General features: G+C 67.6%; 16 protein-coding genes and 1 tRNA gene. 4 read left to right on the plus strand and 13 right to left on the minus strand.

Annotated features, from left to right (window positions below):
- Positions 1-2: 2 nt before the first annotated feature.
- The 4 genes from NN2_RS03185 to NN2_RS03200 all read right to left on the minus strand — a co-directional run bounded on the left by NN2_RS03185 (position 3) and on the right by NN2_RS03200 (position 1,757).
- Complete coding sequence (locus NN2_RS03185; protein ID WP_030517370.1) at positions 3-191, minus strand: hypothetical protein; 189 nt, start codon at positions 189-191, stop codon at positions 3-5.
- A 29-nt stretch (positions 192-220) separates the two neighbouring features.
- Entirely contained in the window at positions 221-673 is a 453-nt protein-coding gene (locus NN2_RS03190; protein ID WP_082856673.1) for a DUF2752 domain-containing protein, read from the minus strand.
- A gap of 64 nt (positions 674-737) precedes the next feature.
- Entirely contained in the window at positions 738-1,115 is a 378-nt protein-coding gene (locus NN2_RS03195) for a glyoxalase superfamily protein (protein ID WP_082856674.1), read from the minus strand.
- A gap of 18 nt (positions 1,116-1,133) precedes the next feature.
- Positions 1,134-1,757 (minus strand): TetR/AcrR family transcriptional regulator, encoded by a 624-nt coding sequence (locus NN2_RS03200; protein WP_146100955.1) that lies wholly within the window; start codon positions 1,755-1,757, stop codon positions 1,134-1,136.
- A 99-nt stretch (positions 1,758-1,856) separates the two neighbouring features.
- On the opposite strand from NN2_RS03200, the gene NN2_RS03205 reads away from it, so the two are divergent.
- Complete coding sequence (locus NN2_RS03205) at positions 1,857-2,645, plus strand: SDR family oxidoreductase (RefSeq protein ID WP_063010161.1); 789 nt, start codon at positions 1,857-1,859, stop codon at positions 2,643-2,645.
- 172 nt (positions 2,646-2,817) lie between these two features.
- Positions 2,818-3,333, plus strand: a complete 516-nt coding sequence (locus tag NN2_RS03210; protein ID WP_051041826.1) for a L,D-transpeptidase — start codon at positions 2,818-2,820, stop codon at positions 3,331-3,333.
- 34 nt (positions 3,334-3,367) lie between these two features.
- On the opposite strand, the gene NN2_RS03215 is transcribed toward NN2_RS03210, so the two are convergent.
- Both NN2_RS03215 and NN2_RS03220 read right to left on the minus strand, forming a co-directional pair.
- Positions 3,368-3,712 carry a YrdB family protein gene (locus tag NN2_RS03215; RefSeq protein WP_030517376.1) on the minus strand — a complete coding sequence of 115 codons (345 nt, stop codon included), beginning with the start codon at positions 3,710-3,712 and terminating at the stop codon, positions 3,368-3,370.
- Positions 3,713-3,949: 237 nt separating this feature from the next.
- Positions 3,950-4,312, minus strand: a complete 363-nt coding sequence (locus tag NN2_RS03220; RefSeq protein ID WP_039775672.1) for an ArsR/SmtB family transcription factor — start codon at positions 4,310-4,312, stop codon at positions 3,950-3,952.
- A gap of 94 nt (positions 4,313-4,406) precedes the next feature.
- Between NN2_RS03220 and NN2_RS03225 the strand changes: the two genes are divergently transcribed.
- Together NN2_RS03225 and NN2_RS03230 are read left to right on the plus strand one after the other, a co-directional pair.
- Positions 4,407-6,365 (plus strand): heavy metal translocating P-type ATPase, encoded by a 1,959-nt coding sequence (locus tag NN2_RS03225; RefSeq protein ID WP_156511192.1) that lies wholly within the window; start codon positions 4,407-4,409, stop codon positions 6,363-6,365.
- A 162-nt stretch (positions 6,366-6,527) separates the two neighbouring features.
- The gene (locus NN2_RS03230; protein WP_063010163.1) at positions 6,528-7,385 is read left to right on the plus strand and encodes a cyclopropane mycolic acid synthase family methyltransferase; all 858 of its coding nucleotides are present in this window, start codon (positions 6,528-6,530) and stop codon (positions 7,383-7,385) included.
- Between the two features lie 131 nt (positions 7,386-7,516).
- Here the strand turns inward: NN2_RS03230 and NN2_RS37615 are convergent, their stop codons facing one another.
- From NN2_RS37615 to topA, 7 genes are all read right to left on the minus strand, one after another.
- Complete coding sequence (locus tag NN2_RS37615; protein WP_167356738.1) at positions 7,517-7,672, minus strand: DUF6131 family protein; 156 nt, start codon at positions 7,670-7,672, stop codon at positions 7,517-7,519.
- Positions 7,673-7,810: 138 nt separating this feature from the next.
- Positions 7,811-10,213, minus strand: a complete 2,403-nt coding sequence (locus tag NN2_RS03240) for a serine/threonine-protein kinase (RefSeq protein WP_063010166.1) — start codon at positions 10,211-10,213, stop codon at positions 7,811-7,813.
- 209 nt (positions 10,214-10,422) lie between these two features.
- A complete protein-coding gene (locus NN2_RS03245) occupies positions 10,423-12,936 on the minus strand; it encodes an FHA domain-containing protein (protein ID WP_156511193.1) in 2,514 nt (837 codons plus the stop codon).
- A 784-nt stretch (positions 12,937-13,720) separates the two neighbouring features.
- Positions 13,721-13,796, minus strand: a tRNA-Thr gene (locus NN2_RS03250).
- Positions 13,797-13,853: 57 nt separating this feature from the next.
- Positions 13,854-14,411 carry a YdeI/OmpD-associated family protein gene (locus tag NN2_RS03255; RefSeq protein WP_063010168.1) on the minus strand — a complete coding sequence of 186 codons (558 nt, stop codon included), beginning with the start codon at positions 14,409-14,411 and terminating at the stop codon, positions 13,854-13,856.
- A gap of 100 nt (positions 14,412-14,511) precedes the next feature.
- Complete coding sequence (locus NN2_RS03260; protein ID WP_063010170.1) at positions 14,512-15,723, minus strand: DNA polymerase III subunit delta'; 1,212 nt, start codon at positions 15,721-15,723, stop codon at positions 14,512-14,514.
- A 76-nt stretch (positions 15,724-15,799) separates the two neighbouring features.
- Positions 15,800-18,652, minus strand: coding sequence for a type I DNA topoisomerase (gene topA / locus NN2_RS03265; RefSeq protein ID WP_063010242.1), 2,853 nt, complete (start codon positions 18,650-18,652; stop codon positions 15,800-15,802).
- Positions 18,653-18,840: the final 188 nt, after the last annotated feature.

Below are 18,840 nucleotides of genomic sequence, written 5' to 3' on the forward strand. Positions count from 1 at the left end.
ATTCACGGCACCAGGTAGCGGGCGGCCAATTCCTCGATCAGCGGATCGCCGTCGGGAACGGACTCGATGGCCTCGAGGTCCTTCTCGATCGCGATCTGGCGCGGGTCGTCCTGCTCGGGGTCCGGCGCGCCGTCCTCGTTCAATTGGCGCAGCATCTTCTCGCGCACCCGAGCCTTCAGTGAATCAGCGATTTCCTGGGTCATACTTCCAGCATGCCCGCCTAGACCGGGGCCAACCAGGTACCCCAGGGGGTGTTGCGGGCGACGGTGAACACCACGAGCAGCCCGATCAACCACCATTGCGCCTGGCCACGAAGGGTAAAGGGAAAGGCGGTGTCGGCTCTGCCGTGCCAGCGGCCCAGGGCCCACCGTCCCCACCACAATGCGAGGGTGAGCAGCAGCGGAAGCACGAAGACATTGCTGTGCAGCGCGTCGAGCACCCGGCCTTCGGTGAGATTGTGCACAGCACGCAATCCACCGCATCCCGGGCACCACCATCCGGTCAGCGCATAGAACGGACAGATCCCGTACGCCCCCTGGCTGTGCGGATCGCGGAAGTGCAGCACCGTAGCCGCGGCGACCACCGCACCGGCCGCCAGCAGCGGCCCGCCCTGAGTACGCCATCCGGTGCGCGGCACCGACCGTTCGCCGGGCAGCTCGCGCGCGATATCCACAGTGTTCACGGTAATCGGCGGCACGGGTGAGCCGCCAGCCGTCGCCCCACCGCCGGATGTCGGTTCAGGCCGGTTGGGCGAATCGCAGGATGTTGCCGAACGGGTCGGTCACGGCGAACCCCCGGCCGCCGGGGCCGTCGTCCGGGCGCCCGGGTTTGGCGTACCGGTATTCCGCCGCGGCCAACTCGGATTGCCAGGCGTCGATATCGTCCACAGCGATCCACACCACCGATCCCGGCGTGCCGTCGCCGTGATGCTCACTGAGATGCAGCCGGGTCGCCGCGCGCGAAACCTGCGCGTACAGCGGGAAATTCGCGCCGAACCGATGCTCCCAGTCCACGGTGAAACCCAGGAAGTCCAGGTAGAACTCGTAGGCCAGGCCGACGTCGTAGATCCGCAATACCGGTATCGGAGCGGCGAATCCGATCGCGTCGCTGTGCATGGCCCGATCGTCACATATTCACCGGGCCCGCGTCGTGACCGGCGCGGTGAGGGTACCGGCGAGCATGTCGATGACCTGGTCCCAGGCCTCGCGGTCGTCGGCGGCGATCCGGCCCGCCTCGACGGCCCGTTCGTGGTCGGCCAGCAGCGCGAACAGCACCGTGGTGAGACTGCGCAGCCGGCGATGCCGCAGGCGCGGCGGCAGGTCCGAGAGCGCGCGGTCCAGCCCACCCACGATCACCCGCACCGAGGTCCGTTCGGCGCTGTCCAGATTGGCCGCGTCCGACACCGCCGGATGGGTGCGGATCTGTTCGAGAAACCTTGCGTAATAGGAACTCTCGTTCCGCGCTCCCAGTTCGAACATGGGGATGACCAGCGCGTCGAGCAGCGTGTGCACATCGTCGCCGGTCGCGGCCGGCCGCTGCGCCAGCAACTCCAGCCGGCGCACCTCCAGGGTCGCCAGCCGCTGCTCCACCACGGCCTCGACGAGTCCGTCGCGCGAGCCGAAGTGATAGGGGATCGCCGAGTTGTTGCGCTGCCCGGCCGCGGCGGCGATATCGCGCAGCGGGACCAGATATCCCCGCTCGGCGATCAACCGTTCCCCCGCCATCATCAACCGCTCCCGGGCACTTACTGCTTCCACCCTGAGTACGATACGTCCTACCAGCGAATTGAGCACTAGTCCTTGACAGTTAAGAACTAATTCTTAACACTGCGAGGACACCCAACGAGAGGACTAGCGATGATCCTGGACAAATTCCGACTCGACGGCCGGGTCGCCGTCGTCACCGGCGCCGGCCGCGGTATCGGCGCCGCCACCGCCCTCGCCCTGGCCGAGGCGGGCGCCGATGTGGCGATCGCCGCGCGCACCCAGTCACAACTGGACGCGGTCGCCGAGCAGATCCGCGCGACGGGCCGGCGCGCCCTCGCCGTGGCCTGCGATCTGTCGGACCTCGACGCCGTGACGGCACTGGCCGACGCCGCCGCCACCGAGTTCGGCCGCATCGACATCGTGGTCAACAATGTCGGCGGCACCATGCCGAACACCTTCATGACCACCTCGCCGGAATTCCTCGAAGAGGCCTTCCGCTTCAACGTCTCCACCGCGCACGCCCTCACCCGCGCGGCGGTTCCGCACATGCTCGCCGGCGAGGGCGGCTCGGTGGTCAACATCTCCTCGATGATGGGCCGGGCGCCCGGGCGCGGCTTCCTCGCCTACGGCACGGCCAAGGCGGCGCTCGCGCACTGGACCCGGCTGGCCGCCGCGGATCTGTCGCCGCGGATCCGGGTCAACGCCATCGCGGTCGGATCGGTGCTGACCTCCGCACTCGAGGTCGTGGCACAGAATCCCGAGGTCAAGGCGAAGATGGAGGCGGATACGCCGCTGCATCGGCTGGGTGATCCGACCGATATCGCGGCCGGCATCGTCTACCTCTGCTCGCCCGCGGGCAGCTATCTCACCGGCAAGATTCTGGAGATCGACGGCGGTATCGCCGCACCCAACCTGGAACTCGGCCTGCCCGATTTGTGATAACAACGCGGATTCTTCCGTACCATCTGCGCGCTCGGCAGGTCACAATGATCAACTATGCACTGTGATCGAGCACACATCGGTCGCATACGGTGCCGTCCCAGCTTGTCGACGAATGCGCCCGCCGCCCGGCCCGGCCGGACAGCGGGCCGGGTAGAGAGGTCGGACGCATATGAACTGCACGAGCATCACCCGATGGACGATCCGAGCGGCGGCCGCGACGGCGATCGCGGCCGCCGGATTCGCTGTCACGGTGCCCGCGGGCGCCGACCCGGTGTGGCCCGGCGGCCCCGACATCCCCGGCATTCCGCAACTCGTGCCCTCCCCGCCGGGCCAGATCTCGGCTCCTTGTTCGGCCGCGGCGCGCGCGTGCCTGCGGCTGTCGACCAACGAGGGCTGGCTGATGGACAACGGCCGCGTGGTCTACGGCCCGACCCCCATCTCGCACGGGCGGCCCGGGTATGAGACACCGCCCGGCACCTTCCACGTCGCGTTCAAGGAGCCGTACCACTGGAGCACCATGCACAACGCCGAAATGCGTTGGGCCGTCTTCTTCAACGGCGATATCGCCACCCACATCGGACCGATCGAGGAGCAGTCCCACGGCTGCATCCGGATGACGCCCGAAGGCGCCAAGGCCTTCTACGACTACGTCAATCCGGGCGACGTCTTCGAAGTCGTGCCGTGACCGTACGCGCCGGCCCGGATTCCGGGTCGGCGCGCTACGAATTCAGGTGGCCCAGTTTGATCGCCAGCAGATTCGCGATCACGATGCCCGCGAAAACGACCGCGGCCACCCGGTGCCCCAGCCCCCACAGCGCGGCCGCGGCGCCTCCGAACACCACGATCTTGGTGATCACCGCGAGCAGCGGAATATCGAAACTCGCCTTCGGCGCCGCGAACATTCCCCACACCACCGCGGCGGCCAACGGGATGCCCAGCGCCAGAACGACTTTCACCACGGTGTTGTCGCCGACGCGCCAGCCCCACAGTCCCAGCACCACCAGCGCGCCCACCTCCGCGGCGAACGCGACGGTCAGATTGGCCCACTTCCACAGTTCCTGCATGACTGCCCTCTCGCTAGCTTGAGAGCAGCGCTCTCTAATAAGAGCAGTGTGCGCTAGCGCGGAAGCGTTGTCAACCGTTGAGAATTACCGCGCGACGGCGCTGGGAGAGCAGGCCCGACGGGGAGATCGCAGGATCGACCCAATCCGCGCGAGCGAGACCGTCGAAGCGCCGAAATCGACAGGCGCAGACAAGGAAAGCCGGCGAATACACCGGATCACGCCGCCGAAAAGACGTTCTCAGCCGGCCGTTCGCGGTCGATCGGACAGGCCGAGACGCAGGTGCTCGCTGTGATACACCGCCTCGTCGAGCAGCTGTGCGACGTGCGTGTCGTACAGGCTGTAGACGATGCTGCGCCCGGCGCGGGTTCCGGTGACGAGCCCGAGGTTGCGCAGCAGGCGGAGCTGATGAGAGACGGCGGACTGCTCCATCCCCACCGCCTCGGCGAGTTCGGAGACGGGCCGCGACCCCTGGCGCAATTCACTGAGGATCAGCAGTCGGCTCGGCGTCGCCAGGGCTTGCAGGGTGGTCGCCACATGCGCGGCGGACTCACTGTCCAGCCGGGCGATCGGCCGATCGCGGCCCTCGACGCCATGTCCCATAACGGTGAAGTTTAGCGGACCAGGTATACATGAAGACCTCTTCACGTGTTCTGTTATTCTCAGGTTGCCCGCTCCCGATCCTCGGAGGTTTTTCGTGTCAGCACCGGCCGCCACGCGTCCCGCCGCGCTCACGGCGATACCCGCGCGGCGGACCCGGCTGTTCGCACTTCCCGAAATCCGTTGGGCCGCAGCGGCTCTCCTGCTCTTCGCGATCGGCTCGGTGGCCCGGATCCTGCACACACCCCCCGAGGTGTGGTGGTCGCTCTATCTGGCCTGCTACCTCACCGGCGGCTGGGAACCCGCCCTGGCCGGAGTGCGCGCCCTGCGCGAAAGGACGCTGGACGTCGATCTGCTGATGGTGGTGGCCGCGATCGGCGCCGCCGCGATCGGGCAGGTCACCGACGGCGCGCTGCTGATCGTCATCTTCGCCACCTCGGGCGCGCTGGAGGCGTTCGCGACCGCGCGCACCGAGGATTCGGTGCGCGGACTGCTCGATCTGGCACCCGACACCGCCACCCGAATCGACGACGGTGTCGAAACGATCGTCAGGGCAGCCGATCTCGCGGTGGGCGATGTGATCCTGGTCCGCCCCGGCGATCGCATCGCGGCCGACGGCACGGTCGTCGCGGGCGCGAGCGAAGTCGATCAGGCGACCATCACCGGTGAGCCCATGCCGGTCGACAAATCGCCCGGTGACGACGTGTTCGCCGGAACCTCGAACGGCACCGGTGTCCTGCGGGTGCGGGTCGGTCGCCGCGCCGAGGACTCCGTCGTGGCCCGGATCGCCGCCCTGGTCGAACAGGCCGGCCGGACGAAGGCGCGGGCGCAGCTGTTCATCGAGAAGATCGAGCAGCGTTATTCGGTGGGCATGGTCGCGGTGACGCTCGCGGTCTTCGCCGTGCCACTGTTCTTCGGTGCGGCGCTGCGGGATTCGCTGCTTCGCGCCATGACGTTCATGATCGTCGCCTCGCCGTGCGCGGTGGTGCTGTCCACCATGCCGCCCCTGCTCGCCGCGATCGCCAATGCCGGCCGGCACGGCGTCCTCGTGAAATCGGCGGTCGTGATGGAACGGCTGGGCAGCACCACCCGCGTGGCCTTCGACAAGACCGGCACGCTCACCCGCGGTGTGCCCGAACTCACCGACATCCGTGTGCTGCCCGATTGCCCGGGCACGGCGGAGGAGGTCCTGCGCTGGGCCGCTGGTGCGGAATATTCCAGCGAGCACCCGCTGGCCACGGCGGTCGTCCGGGCCGGTCGCGAGCGCGGACTCACGCTGCCGCCCGTCGAGGACTTCAGCGCGCAGCCCGGACGCGGGGTCACCGCCACGGTGGACGGCCACCGCATCGAGGTGGGATCGCCTGCTGCGCTTCTGGATTCGGCCGACGCCGCTGCCGCGGCAGTCGTCGCCGAGATACAGAACGCGGGGCACACCGCTGTGCTCGTGCGGCGCGAGCGCCGAACGATCGCGGTTCTCGGCATCACCGATCAGACGCGCCCCGAAGCAGCCGATTCCGTCGACGCTCTCACCGAAATCACCGGAGCCGCACCGGTTCTGCTCACCGGCGACAATCTCGCCGCCGCCCGGCAGCTCGGCGCCCGCCTCGGCCTCACCGACATCCGGGCCGACCTGCTGCCGGAAGGTAAGGTCGCCGCGATCGCGGAACTGGAAGCCGCGGGCGACCGCGTCACCGCCGTGGGCGACGGTATCAACGACGCACCCGCGCTCGCCGCCGCCCACGCCGGAATCGCCATGGGCGGCAACGGATCCGACCTCACCCTGCACACCGCGGACGCGGTCGTCATCCGCGACGACCTGACCACCGTCCCCGCGGTCATCGCCCTGTCCCGTCGCGCGCGCCGCGTCGTGGTCGCCAACCTGATCATCGCCGCGACCTTCATCGCCGTCCTGATCACCTGGGATCTCGTCGGCCACCTTCCGCTACCGCTGGGCGTCGCCGGTCACGAGGGTTCCACCGTCATCGTCGGCCTCAACGGTCTGCGCCTGCTGCGCGGCCGCGCCTGGGAGAGCGGGACGGCACGCCGGGCCGATTGACGGCTTCGGCGGGCTCGGCCGATCCGCCGATCGCGCCACCCCACCGCAGCGAGAGGCGCATACTGGTCGAGCGCGCATGGTGCGGCGGGCGGGGCGAACCCACCGCCGGGGTATCTCGTTTCAGAGGCAGAACGTTCCCGAAACCGACCACCAGAGGTCACCATGACCGATCTGTCACCGTTCTACGCCGACGTGCAGGCCCACTACGACCTGTCCGACGATTTCTTCGCTCTCTTCCTGGATCCCACGCGCACCTACAGTTGCGCGTATTTCCGCGAACCGGACCTCACCCTGGAACAGGCACAGCTCGCCAAGATCGACCTGTCGCTCGGCAAATGCGATCTGCATCCGGGTATGACGCTGCTGGACATCGGCTGCGGCTGGGGCTCCACCATGATGCGCGCCGTCGAGAAATACGGCGTGCGCGTGATCGGCCTGACACTGAGCCGCAACCAGTACGAGCACGTGCGCGACCTGCTGGACGGCCTACCGCCCGGCACCGGTGAGGTGCACCTGCGCGGCTGGGAGGAATTCGACCAGCCGGTCGACCGGATCGTCTCGATCGGAGCCTTCGAACACTTCCGGCGCGAACGCTACGACGCGTTCTTCGACCGCTGCCACGAGCTGCTGCCCCCGGACGGCCGCATGATGCTGCACACCATCATCGGCTTCCACCGCCACCAACTGCGTGAGATGGGCATCCCCGTCACCCACGAATATCTGGCATTCAGCAAGTTCGTCATCGACGAGATCTTCCCCGGCGGTCAACTCCCGCAGCCCCAGTGGATCGGCGAATACGCCGAACGGGCCGGCTTCACCCTCCACGACGTCCAATCCCTGCAACCGCACTACGCCCACACCCTCGACCTCTGGGCCCAGGCCCTCCGCGACCATCGCTCCGAAGCCATCGCCCTGACCTCCCCCACCGTCTACGACCGCTACGTCCGCTACCTCACCGGCTGCGCAGACCTGTTCCGCGACGGCTACATCGACGTCCGCCAGCACATCCTGCTGGCATAACGGACCCCCGCCACCGAACTCTGCTGCTTCGGTGAGTCCGCGCGGTACATGCGAAACCGCCCCGGAAAGCGTTTCCGGGGCGGTCGCGTGGTCACACCGCTACCGCGCGTAGTCCGCGGCGGCCGAGCGCGCTAGAAGTAGTGCGCGCGGCCGGCCACCGGGCGCCCCAGCGCTCCCATCAGAGCCAGCACGGCCCCCACGACCAGCGCGATGATGCCCAACGTCCACAGGATCGGAATCCCGAGCAGGAAACCGAGAACCAGAAGGACAACCCCGAGAGTGATCACAGCAATCTCCTCACTTTCGCTCACCTCGCACCGATCCGGCGACCGGCTGCGATCAGCGGTGGCTCGAAACATCCGATACCCGGATATCTGTGAGTGAAACGAACTCTCTTCACCGGATGGATGAGCTGCTGTTCAGACTCATAGCCGGCCGGCAGCCTCCTGATGTTCGGGATCCACCACACGCTCCAGTGCGCGCAGATCGGCCTCGAGCGCCCGGAACAGCACATAGGCGACCACGAAGGCGACGATGGACCCCACGCACAACACCCGCACCGCGACGATGATCTTCGGAGTATCGCTCAGCGGCAGAAATGTCACCCCGGCCACCGCCAGCAGTGGCACCGACGCCGCCACCGCGAGATATCCGTTGCAGCGGCGATCGAGCCGGCGCAGGTGCACCGCATCCTCGGGGCTGATGTCGCCGTGCCGGAGAAACAGCGGGTAGACGCAGCGGACCATGTAGAACGTCACCAGGAAGAACGGATATGCCACCGCCATCGCGCCGCACACCAGCAGACCGCCCACGAAGTGCACCATCTCCTGTCCGGTGAGCTCGTGGGTCGCGAAGTGCAGCACTAGCGGGAACAGAATCGCCGACAGGCTCCAGAGCGAGAACGCCACCACCACACACCGATCACCGAACAGCAGGGCATCGGATCTGGCTCGGGCGAGTATCCGGGAGTCATATTCGCGTCCGCGCCGCATACCACGCGGCACGGTGAGTAGATAGCGCGACAAGTACATCACGGTCACGATGCCCACCGGGAAGAAGACCGCGTTCACCGTGCTGGTGAAAATCCACCATGTCTGTTGGGCGGGCACACTCATCCGGTCGATGATCAGGGTTTTGTTGTGCACCGTGTTGTACACGGCCGCAAGCACATTCGGGGTGCCATAGGCCAGCAGCACCAGCGGTACCATCCACCTCCGCGCCCGGAAACGCCAGCTGGTGGGTGCCGGATCCACCAGTTCGCGGGCCCGCGCGTCCAGGCACAGTTCGAACTGCTGGGCCAGTTCGTTGCCGTTGGACCACCGCTTGTCACGCGTGGGCGCCAGACAGGTCAGCAACACCCTGCACAGTGCCGCTGGACAATCGGGCGGAACCCGTTGCAGCGCAGCCGAATCCACACCAGCACGACGACGTGCGAGCATCGCCCCCAGTGCGGCGGAGTCGTTGCGCTCACCCGCGGTGCTGTCGTCGAACGGCTTGGCACCGGTCAGCAGCTCCCACAGCACCACACCCAGCGAGTAGATGTCGGAACGGGTATCCAGATCGTCGGCGGAACGGCGGTAGCCGGGATGGCAGGCCTCCAACTGTTCCGGCGACATGTACGACAGCGACCCACCGAAGTACGCCACCGGATTGGCGCCGGCCACCTCGCGGCTGAAACTGATGTTGAAATCGGCGAGTTTCGGCACCGCCTCCGCGGTGAGCAGCACATTCGCCGGTTTGACGTCGCGATGCAGCACGCCGTGCTCGTCGGCGTAGGCCAGCGCCTCGGCGAGCCGGCGGCCCAGCCAGGCCACGGTTTCCGGCCACGACAGCGCCGCGATCTCGGCGCGCACGCTGGAATCGGTCGGGCGGATCTCACCCTTTTCCTCCATCGCGGCGTCGACCGCGGCCAGCAGCAACCGGCCGCTGCGCTGGTCGGCAGGGGTGGACCGGACCCGGCGCAACACACCAAGCAGGGTGCCACCGGGCAGAAACTGCATGTACAGCAGCCGCAGTCGGCGGCTGCGGGAATCGCCGTGCGGGTCCGGTTCGCCCAGCAGCCGCTGGTCGAAGACCCGGACGATGTAGTCGTGGTCGAGCTGGGCCAGCGTCTGCGGTTCGGTGCCGCGGTCGGCGGAGATCTTCACCGCCACCAGCCGCTGCAACGAGCGCTGCCGGGCCAGGAACACCCGTGCGAAGGCTCCGCTACCCAGCCCGGTGAGCAGATCGAAATCATCGATGCAATCGCCTACCCGGATGCTGTCCAGCCGAGCGACCTGCGATCCCGTCGTCTCCTGTTCGGCGGACAGGTCGCCCGTGGTGCGGGTGCCTTCGGGGGAGACCATGGTCGAGGCGATGGCAGTCGGGTCCGCACCGGCGCGTTGAGTGCTCTGATCCTGGTCGTCGGCATTGAGCAACTCACTCAGCTCGGGCGCTTGCGCGGGATATTCGCGCAGATATTCGCGCGGATCGACCCGCTCGCCGCTGTGCCGGCGGATCACGAACTCCTCATAGACCAGGCTGGCCGGAACGCGGTCCGGCGACAGCTCGGCGAATTCCGCGCAGTAGTCCGGCAGCCGCTTGCGGGGCGGCTCGGGTCCGCCGGACGGCGTGAGCGCGGGTCGGCGCAGCCAGCGCTGGCGCAGGTCGACGCGGATCAGTTCGATCAACGCGGCCAAGCGCAAGGTCTCCGCGTCGGGCAGGTAATCGCTGATGGCCGGGGCCGGGTCAGCCGATTCCCACGCGGCTACGAAGGCGGCCACCGCGCCGGATTCGAGTCCGGCCGTTGATCGTCCGAAGCCGCTGTCTGAGCCGGAGCCGTCGGCCATATCCGCTCCTGTCGAATCCGAACCGTGCACTGGCCGGTCGGTGAAGCGATGGATGCAATCCGCCACACCCAACACCATCATCCCCGAGAGGCGGTTCGATCGAGGAGAAATCGCACGGCTGCATCCGGTCGACCCTCGGGGCGCGAAGGCCTTCTATGACTACGTCGATCCGGGCGACGTCTGCGAGGTCGTGCCGTAATCGGTCGGCGTCAAATCCGCGCGGTGCGGGCGCCGCGCCGCCGTGGACGCAGCTGATACAGCCGGTATCCGGCCAGGGCGAGGAAGACGGCCCCCAGGCCGGCGAGGACCCCCATGTCGAGCAGCCACGTGCCCAGGGTATGTCGCCACAGCGGGTCGGGTGCGCCATTGTGCGGCGACAGGGTGTCCAGGTCGAGGGTGGACGCTGCCGCAGCGTAGCCCCAGCGGGACGGCGACAGGTAGGACAGCTGTTCCAGAACAGGAGTGCCGGGCAGCCGTACCAAACCGCCGGTGAACACCAGTTGCGCCATGGACAGCACAATCAGCAGTGGCAGCGTCTTCTCCGAGGTGTTGACCGACACCGAGACCAGCAAACCCAACGCCAGCGAGGCGATGCCGAGTATCGCCATCGCCAGGATCAACTCCAGCGGGACCGAGGTGAATACGCCTTTCGCCGGCATGCTCACCCCGATGGTGCCGATCAAGAACAGCAACGCCGCCTGCAGGATGGTGATCACGCCCAAGACCAGCAGCTTCGACATCAGGTAGACCCCCGCGGACAGTCCGGCCGCGCGTTCTCTGCGGTAGATCGTCTGCTCCTTGACGATCTCGCGAATCGAGTTGCCGGTGCCGATGAAACAGGCACCGAATGCCAAGATCATGAGCTTGGTGGGGGCATCGGTGTTGGTTCCGGGCGCCCCGGCGAAACCCTCGCCCGACGGCACCGCGGCGATCAAGCCACCGAGAATCAGCGGCATCACGCCGAGCAGCGCCAGGTAACTTCGGTCCGAGGCGATGACCGCCAGGTATCGCCGGCACACCGTACTGAGCTGGCTGAGCTTGGACTGCGGCGCGGGCGGGGGTGCCGGTGCGTGTACGTCCGCCGGGCCGACATCGTCGGTCGGCCCGACCTCCACGTACTGCTCGAAGCGTGGCGATTCCCGGAATTCAGCAGCCCAGTCGCGGTCCTCCTCGCGGTCGAAGGACTGAAACACCTCGGCCCAACTGCGCTGCCCGAACTGCTGCAACCCCTCCGCGGGCGGCCCGTAATAGGCCAGCCGACCGCCGGGTACCAGCACGAGGAGGCGGTCGCAGGAATCGAGGTTCGCGACACTATGGGTGACGACGATCACGGTGCGCCCGTCGTGGGCCAGTTCGGACAGCATTTCCATGACCGTCTTGTCCAGGCCCGGGTCGAGGCCGGAGGTCGGCTCGTCGAGGAACAGCAGGGACGGTTTGGTCAGCAACTCCAGTGCGACGCTCACCCGTTTGCGCTGGCCACCGGAGAGCCTATCGATGCGCGTGTCGGCATGCCGGGCCAAGCCGAGCTCGGCGAGGACCTCATCGACCCGCTGCTCACGCTCCTCGGGGCGCGTGTCACCGGGGAAGCGGAGTTCGGCCGCGTACAGGAGCGCGCGCCGCGTCGGAAGTTGGCTGTGCAGGATGTCTTCTTGCGGAACCAGTCCGATGCGGTGGCGGAGTTCGTCGTAGTCGGTGTAGAGGTCACGTCCGTCGTAACGAACCGTCCCCTCTGTCGCCGGACGTAACCCGGTCACCGCGCCGAGCAACGTCGATTTGCCCGCTCCACTGGGTCCGATGACCCCGACGAGCGAGCGCTGCGGAATCGGGAAGCTCACCTCGTCGAGGAGAACCTTGCCTTCCGGTGTCCGCACGATGAGGTTCTGCACCGAGACCGACACGTCACCGGTGTCGACGTACTCCCGCAGTTCGTCGCCGACCAGCCGGTAGGTGGTATGCCCCATGCCGATCAAGTCGGATTCGGACAGGTCCGCCGAATCGACCCGGGCGCCGTTGACGTAGGTGCCGTTGTGGCTGTCGAGGTCGACGACCCGATACCGGCCTGCGCCGGTCACTCGCAGTTCGGCGTGATGACGGGAGACCATGAGGTCGGGCACGACGATGTCGTTGTCGGAGGCCCGCCCGATCCGGAATGTGTCCGAGACGATCCGGACGACCGCGCTGGGGTGAGCCGCCGGAGGCGACGACCGCGCAACCCGCCGGGGGCGGCCCCCCGGATGGAACGTCGTCATCGTGTCTTCATCATCGAGCTGGTAGCCGGGATCGGGGACGAGCATCGTGTCGCCGCCGGTATCGCCGGACGACTCGCTGCCGTGCTGTCCTTTTTGCCCCTCCACCGAACAGAGCAACTGCTCGCCGTTCACGGCGTGACCGAGCTGGAACGTCTCGTCATGATCGATCAGCATCCGCTCGACGCGCCGACCGTCGAAAAAGGTGCCGTTGAGGCTGTGCGCGTCCTCGATTTCCCAACCGTCCGACCCACGCTCCAAGACGGCGTGCACGGAAGATACCCGCGGATCGGTGACGACGATGTCGGCCGCCAGATCGCGGCCGACATTGTATGAACCTCCCGCGTGCAGCCGATAGACGCGCTCTCGCGTCTGCACCACAAGAACGGGCGCCTCGGGAAATTCTGTGGAGGACTGGTCATCCGCCATAACGGGATTATACGACTTGAAACGCCCTGCTGCGGCAAAGCCGGCCACCGAGAATTCCCTAGCAGTGTCCGCTCTGCTCCGTTTTCGCGCCGCCCTAACCCGCGCTGACCAGCGAGAACGACCTGCGAGTGGAGAGCCGCCACCACCCGGCAGCCGCCGACGAGCCAGTGCAGCCGCTCCACCGGCACCCGACCGAACCAGCCGCGGAAATCACCGTAACGGGATCGGTAATACGAATTCGATCGGACTCGAACAGAATGTCGAAGCTGAATATTCCCATTGATTCATCGCGCCGGAATTCCGACACATCCCATATTTTTCCCACAGCCGTGACCGCGCTACGCGTCTTCCACGTCGCCACAAGGCAGTAAAACCGTGCAGGCCGCCGCTCCAGCGCGGCAACCGCACCGCACTCGACACGCTGCTCGGTCTCTGCAGAAAAGGCTTGCGCGGTGCGTATCACGAGCGGGGAGTACATCTCGGCGCACTCGCGCCTCGGGATGGTTGGGGGCCTTCACCCGGATGCTCCGCGCAGCATCTTCGCCGTCGTCGTTGGGCGAAGGGACATGAGACCTCAACCATGTACCTCCGCCGGCCTCGGGAAACCCGTTGGTCCGGCGGACAGGTTGCGGGACAGTACATCTCGCAACCCAGCCGTGCGGGCGGCTGGAGGCTGCGCGGATCCGCCGATGCCCCCGACGAACACGTCGGCAAGGTTCAGTGCATTCGAGCGCGGGCCGTAACACCATCGCGTACCACGAGACTCACGCGAGCTTCGGCGGCAAAAGCGATCCGCTCGGCCCTGAGATCCACTCGGCCCTGACAGGGAGTATGGAGCCGCCTGGGGGAATCGAACCCCCGACCTTTTCATTACGAGTGAAGCGCTCTACCGACTGAGCTAAGGCGGCGTGCCTTTCGGCGGTGCGAGTCTATCGTCTTCGGCGACCGAACACGAAAACGGCAGGTCATCGGTGCAGTGTGGCCATGATTTCGGCCAGCCTGCGAGCCTCGGCGGCTGGGGTTCGGGCCTCGAGCAGGGGAAGGACCAGCAGGTAGCGGGCGGTTCGGTCCAGGGCGGCGAAGCGGTTCGCCGCACCGGCGTCTTCGGCCAGAGCCGCAGACAGCTCGGCCGGGACGGGTGCCGAGCGCTGTGGCGCGTAGGCAGCATCCCAGCGACCGTCGGCGCGGGCGGCCTCGACCGCGCGGAGGCCGGGTGGGCGCATCCGGCCCGTGGCGATCAGGGCCTCGGCTCGCACGACGTTCACCTGCGACCAGGTGCTGCCGGGTCGCCGGCGCGAGTAGCGCTGGAGGAACGAGCGGTCGTCGTGCGCGCGCCGGTGACCGTCGATCCAGCCGTAACACATGGCCACCACGGCCGCATCGTCGATGGTGATCAGGGGCACGGACGATCCCTTGCGTGCGATCAGCAGCCAGGCGCCGCCGTCGTCGGTGTGGTGACCGTCCAGCCAGTCGGCCCAGGCGGCGGCATCGGGAAAGCGGTTGACAGCAGGGAGTTTTCGCATCACGGTTCGTCCTCTCGACGAACACCATGCTGCCCGTTGAAGTGCTCACCCTTTGAGCACTTTTGTCGCTGACATCGCCGACGGTCGGTTGCGCGGTGGTTCAGGCGGAGCGGGCCGCGATGAGCCCGGCGACCATCGCGGCGATGGCGAAGCGGGGTTTGACGTTCAGGTCGAGGGCCTCGCGGCAGGCGAGGATGGCCTCGATGGAACGCAGTAGTCCCTCGGGCCGCACCTCGTCGGCCAGATCGCGGATCTGATCGGACAGGTCCGGGTGGGTGAGAGTGATCGCCGGGGAGGGATTCGCGGCGGACGTCCCGAACCGCAGAGCCAGCGCGTCGCGGTACAGGCCCGCGACGTCGATCAGCGCCCGGTCGAGGGCATCACGGCTGGTGCGGGTGGCGCGGGATTTCTGGCGGCGCTCGAGGTCCTTCAGCACCCCGGCGGAACCGCGGGTCGCCGAGGCGGCGCCTTTCCCGGTGCCGCCGGCGCCCAACGCGGTCGCCAGCTCGTCGCGCTCGCGCTCGTCCCGTTCCGCGCTGACCTGTTTGGCCTCCTCCTCGGCGGATTTGACCAGCTCGTCACCGGCCGCGTAGGCGGCGGCCGGACGCGCGACCGCCGAGACCAGCGACAATGCCCGGGTACGGCGGGCGCGGGCCTGCTCGTCGGTCGCGAGGCGGCGGGCGCGACCGACATGTCCGCCGCTCACCGAGGCCGCCCACGCCGCCTGTTCCGGGGCCAGCCCGTCACGCTCGCGCAGCACCTGGGCGATGGCGTCCACCGACGGCGTCACCAGATGAACATGCCGGCACCGGGATCGCAGAGTGACCGAGATGTCCTCCGGGTCCACCGACGGCGCGCACAGCAGGAACACGGTCCGCTCCGGCGGTTCCTCGACCACCTTCAGCAGCACGTTGCCCGCGGCCTCGGTCAATCGATCGGCATCCTCGATCACCACCACCTGCCACCGCCCGGTGCTGGGGCGCCGGGCCGCGACCTGCACGATCTCGCGCATTTCCTTGGTACCGATGCTCAGGCCCTCCGGAATCACCCGCCGGACATCGCCGTGGGTGCCGGCCATGGTGGTGGTGCAGGCATGGCAGTGGCCGCAACCGGGCGTGCCCTCCGCCGTACATTGCAGCGCGGCCGCAAAGCACAGTGCCGCAACGGATCTGCCGGATCCGGGCGGCCCGGTGAACAGCCAGGAGTGCGTCATCGCCGAGGACGCGATTCCGGCGCGCGCCGCCACGGCGGCAGCGGTCAACTCGGACTCGACCGAGTCCTGGCCCACGAGCCGATCGAAGACACCTGCCACGCGCTACACCCTAATCGGCCGCACCGACAAGCCGACCGGCACCGAGACGCTGCCCGCTACGACTCGGGCCGCGCTACTACTCGGCCGGAGACTTCGCCGCCGCCTTCTTCGCGGGCGCCTTCTTGGCCGCGGTCTTCTTCGCGGTGGTCTTCTTGGCGGTCGCGGTGGTCTTCTTCGCCGTCGACTTCGCCGCGGTCTTCTTCGCCGGTGCCTTCTTCGCGGTCTTCTTGGCCGCCTTCTTCACCGGTCCCTTGGCGCGGCGATCGGCGAGCAGCTCGGAGGCCCGCTCGTCGGTGATCGACTCCACCTCGTCACCCTTGCGCAGGCTGGCGTTGGTTTCGCCGTCGGTGACATACGGGCCGAACCGCCCGTCCTTGATCACCATCGGCTTGCCGGTGGCGGAGTCGTTGCCCAACTCCCGCAGTGGCGCCGCACTCGCCGCCTGCCGTCCGCGCCGCTTGGGTTCGGCGTAGATCTTCAACGCCTCTTCCAAGGTCACGGTGAAGATCTGGTCTTCGGTGGCCAGCGAGCGAGAGTCCGTGCCCTTCTTCAGATACGGGCCGTAGCGGCCGTTCTGCGCGGTGATCTCGTCACCGGATTCGGGATCCTTGCCGACCACCCGCGGCAGCGACAGCAGCTTCAGCGCATCCTCGAGGGTGATGGTCGACAGATCCATCGACTTGAGCAGCGACCCGGTTCGCGGTTTGGGCGCGGCGGCCTTCTTGGTGCCCTTCTTGGCGTCGAGATCGGCCTCCGGCTCGGGCAGGATCTCGGTGACATACGGCCCGAAGCGACCTTCCTTGGCCACGATCCGATGTCCGGTTTCGGGATCCACACCGAGCGAGCGCCCCTCCTGCGGGGTCGCGAACAGCTTTTCCGCGACCTCGGGCGTCAATTCGTCCGGCGGCAGATCGTCGGGCAGATTGGCGCGCTGGGAGATCGGATCGCCATCCGGATCGTCCGGGTTCTGCACCATGCGCTCGAGATACGGACCGAAGCGCCCGACCCGGACCACGATGTCGCGGTCCTGGTCGTCGGTGAACATCTTGATCGAGTTGACCTCGCGGGCATCGATATCGTCGAGCCGCTCCCCGACCATCCGCTTCAGTCCGCCGGAACGCGCCACCGAACCCTCGGCACCGTGGTCACCACCGAAATAGAAGCTGGTCAGCCAATTTCCGCGCTGCTCGCGACCGCCGGCGATGGCGTCGAGATCGTCTTCCATGGCCGCGGTGAAATCGAAATCGACCAGGCGGCCGAAATACTCCTCCAGCAGGCCCACCACCGCGAACGCCACCCAGGACGGCACCAGCGCACTACCGCGCTTGTAGACGTAGCCGCGGTCCAGAATGGTCTTGATGATCGAGGCGTAGGTCGACGGGCGTCCGATGCCCAGTTCCTCGAGCGCCTTGATCAGCGAGGCCTCGTTGTAGCGCGGGGGCGGATTGGTGGTGTGCCCATCGGGCGTCAGCTCGGTGGCGTTGACGCCCTGGCCCTCGGTCAGCGCGGGCAGCCGCGATTCCGCGTCGTCGGACTGACCGCCCGCATCCTCGTCGACACTTTCCACATAGGCCTTGAGGAAGCCCGCGAAGGTGATGGTGCGGCCGGATGCGGAGAACACGCATTCCTCGCCCGTACCGGCGCGGCCGGTGATCCGGACCGTCAGCGTGGTGCCGCGCGCGTCGGCCATCTGCGAGGCGACCGTGCGCTGCCAGATCAGCTCGTAGAGCCGGAATTCGTCCTGGTCCAGCCGGGCGTGCAGCTGGCCCGGCGTGGCGAAGGTGTCACCGGCGGGCCGGATCGCCTCGTGCGCCTCCTGCGCGTTCTTGACCTTGCGGGTGTACTGCCGCGGCGTCGGATGCACGAACTCGGGCCCGTACAACTGGGTCGCCTGCGCCCGCGCCGCGCTGATCGCCGACTCCGACAGCGTCGTGGAGTCGGTACGCATATAGGTGATGTAGCCGTTCTCGTACAGCCGCTGCGCCACCCGCATCGTGCGCTCGGACCCGAAGCGGAGCTTGCGGGCGGCCTCCTGCTGCAGCGTCGAGGTCATGAAGGGCGCATAGGGCCGCCGCGTGTACGGCTTGGATTCGACCGAGGTGACCTGGAAATCCGCCTTGTCCAGTGCCGCGGCCAGCCGCCGCGCCGCGGCCTCGTCGAGCACGGTGACACCGTTGCGGGCCTTGAGCTGACCGTCGGATCCGAAATCCCGGCCGCCCGCAACGCGTGCACCGTCGACCGTGACCAGCCGCGCGCCGAAGATGCGCGGGTTGGCCTCGTCGCTCTGGCCGCCGCCGGCGTCGAATTTCGCCGCGATATCCCAGTACTCCGCGGAACGGAACGCGATGCGCTCGCGCTCGCGCTGCACGACGATGCGGGTCGCGACGGACTGCACACGGCCCGCCGACAGTCGCGGCATGACCTTCTTCCACAGCACGGGGCTGACCTCGTAGCCGTAGAGGCGGTCGAGGATGCGCCGGGTTTCCTGGGCGTCGACCAGGTCGTTGTCGAGTTCGCGAGTATCGGCCGCGGCGGCGCGAATGGCCGGCTCGGTGATTTCGTGGAACACCATTCGCCGGACCGGAATCTTCGGCTTCAGCGTCTCGAGCAGGTGCCAGGCGATGGCCTCGCCCTCGCGGTCGGGGTCGGTGGCCAGATACAGTTCGTCGGCATCACGCAGCAGTGTCTTCAGTTCCGAGACCTTGGCCTTCTTGTCCGGACTGACGACATAGATCGGCTCGAAATCGTGGTCGACATCGACACCCAGCCGAGCCCAGGACTGGCCTTTGTATTTGGCCGGCACGTCCGCGGCACCGCGCGGCAGATCTCGGATATGGCCGACGGATGCCTCGACCGTATAACCGCGGCCCAGATAGGGCGCGATCTTGCGTGCCTTGGTCGGCGACTCGACGATGACGAGACGACGCAGGGGACGCCCCCGGCCGGATGCGGCCGCGTCGGGCCCGGCGGAAGCCGCATCGGGAGTCGGCGATGCACCGCGGTCTCGTGTTGCCACCGGCGAACACACCTTTCCTGTCGACCCGCGCGGCGCAGGCGCGCGGCGCGCGGCTGGGGCAAGAGGGAGAGACAAATGTCTCCCGCCAGAGACGTTTATAC

This window comes from Nocardia nova NBRC 15556, from assembly GCF_001613005.1.
GTDB lineage: Bacteria > Actinomycetota > Actinomycetes > Mycobacteriales > Mycobacteriaceae > Nocardia > Nocardia nova.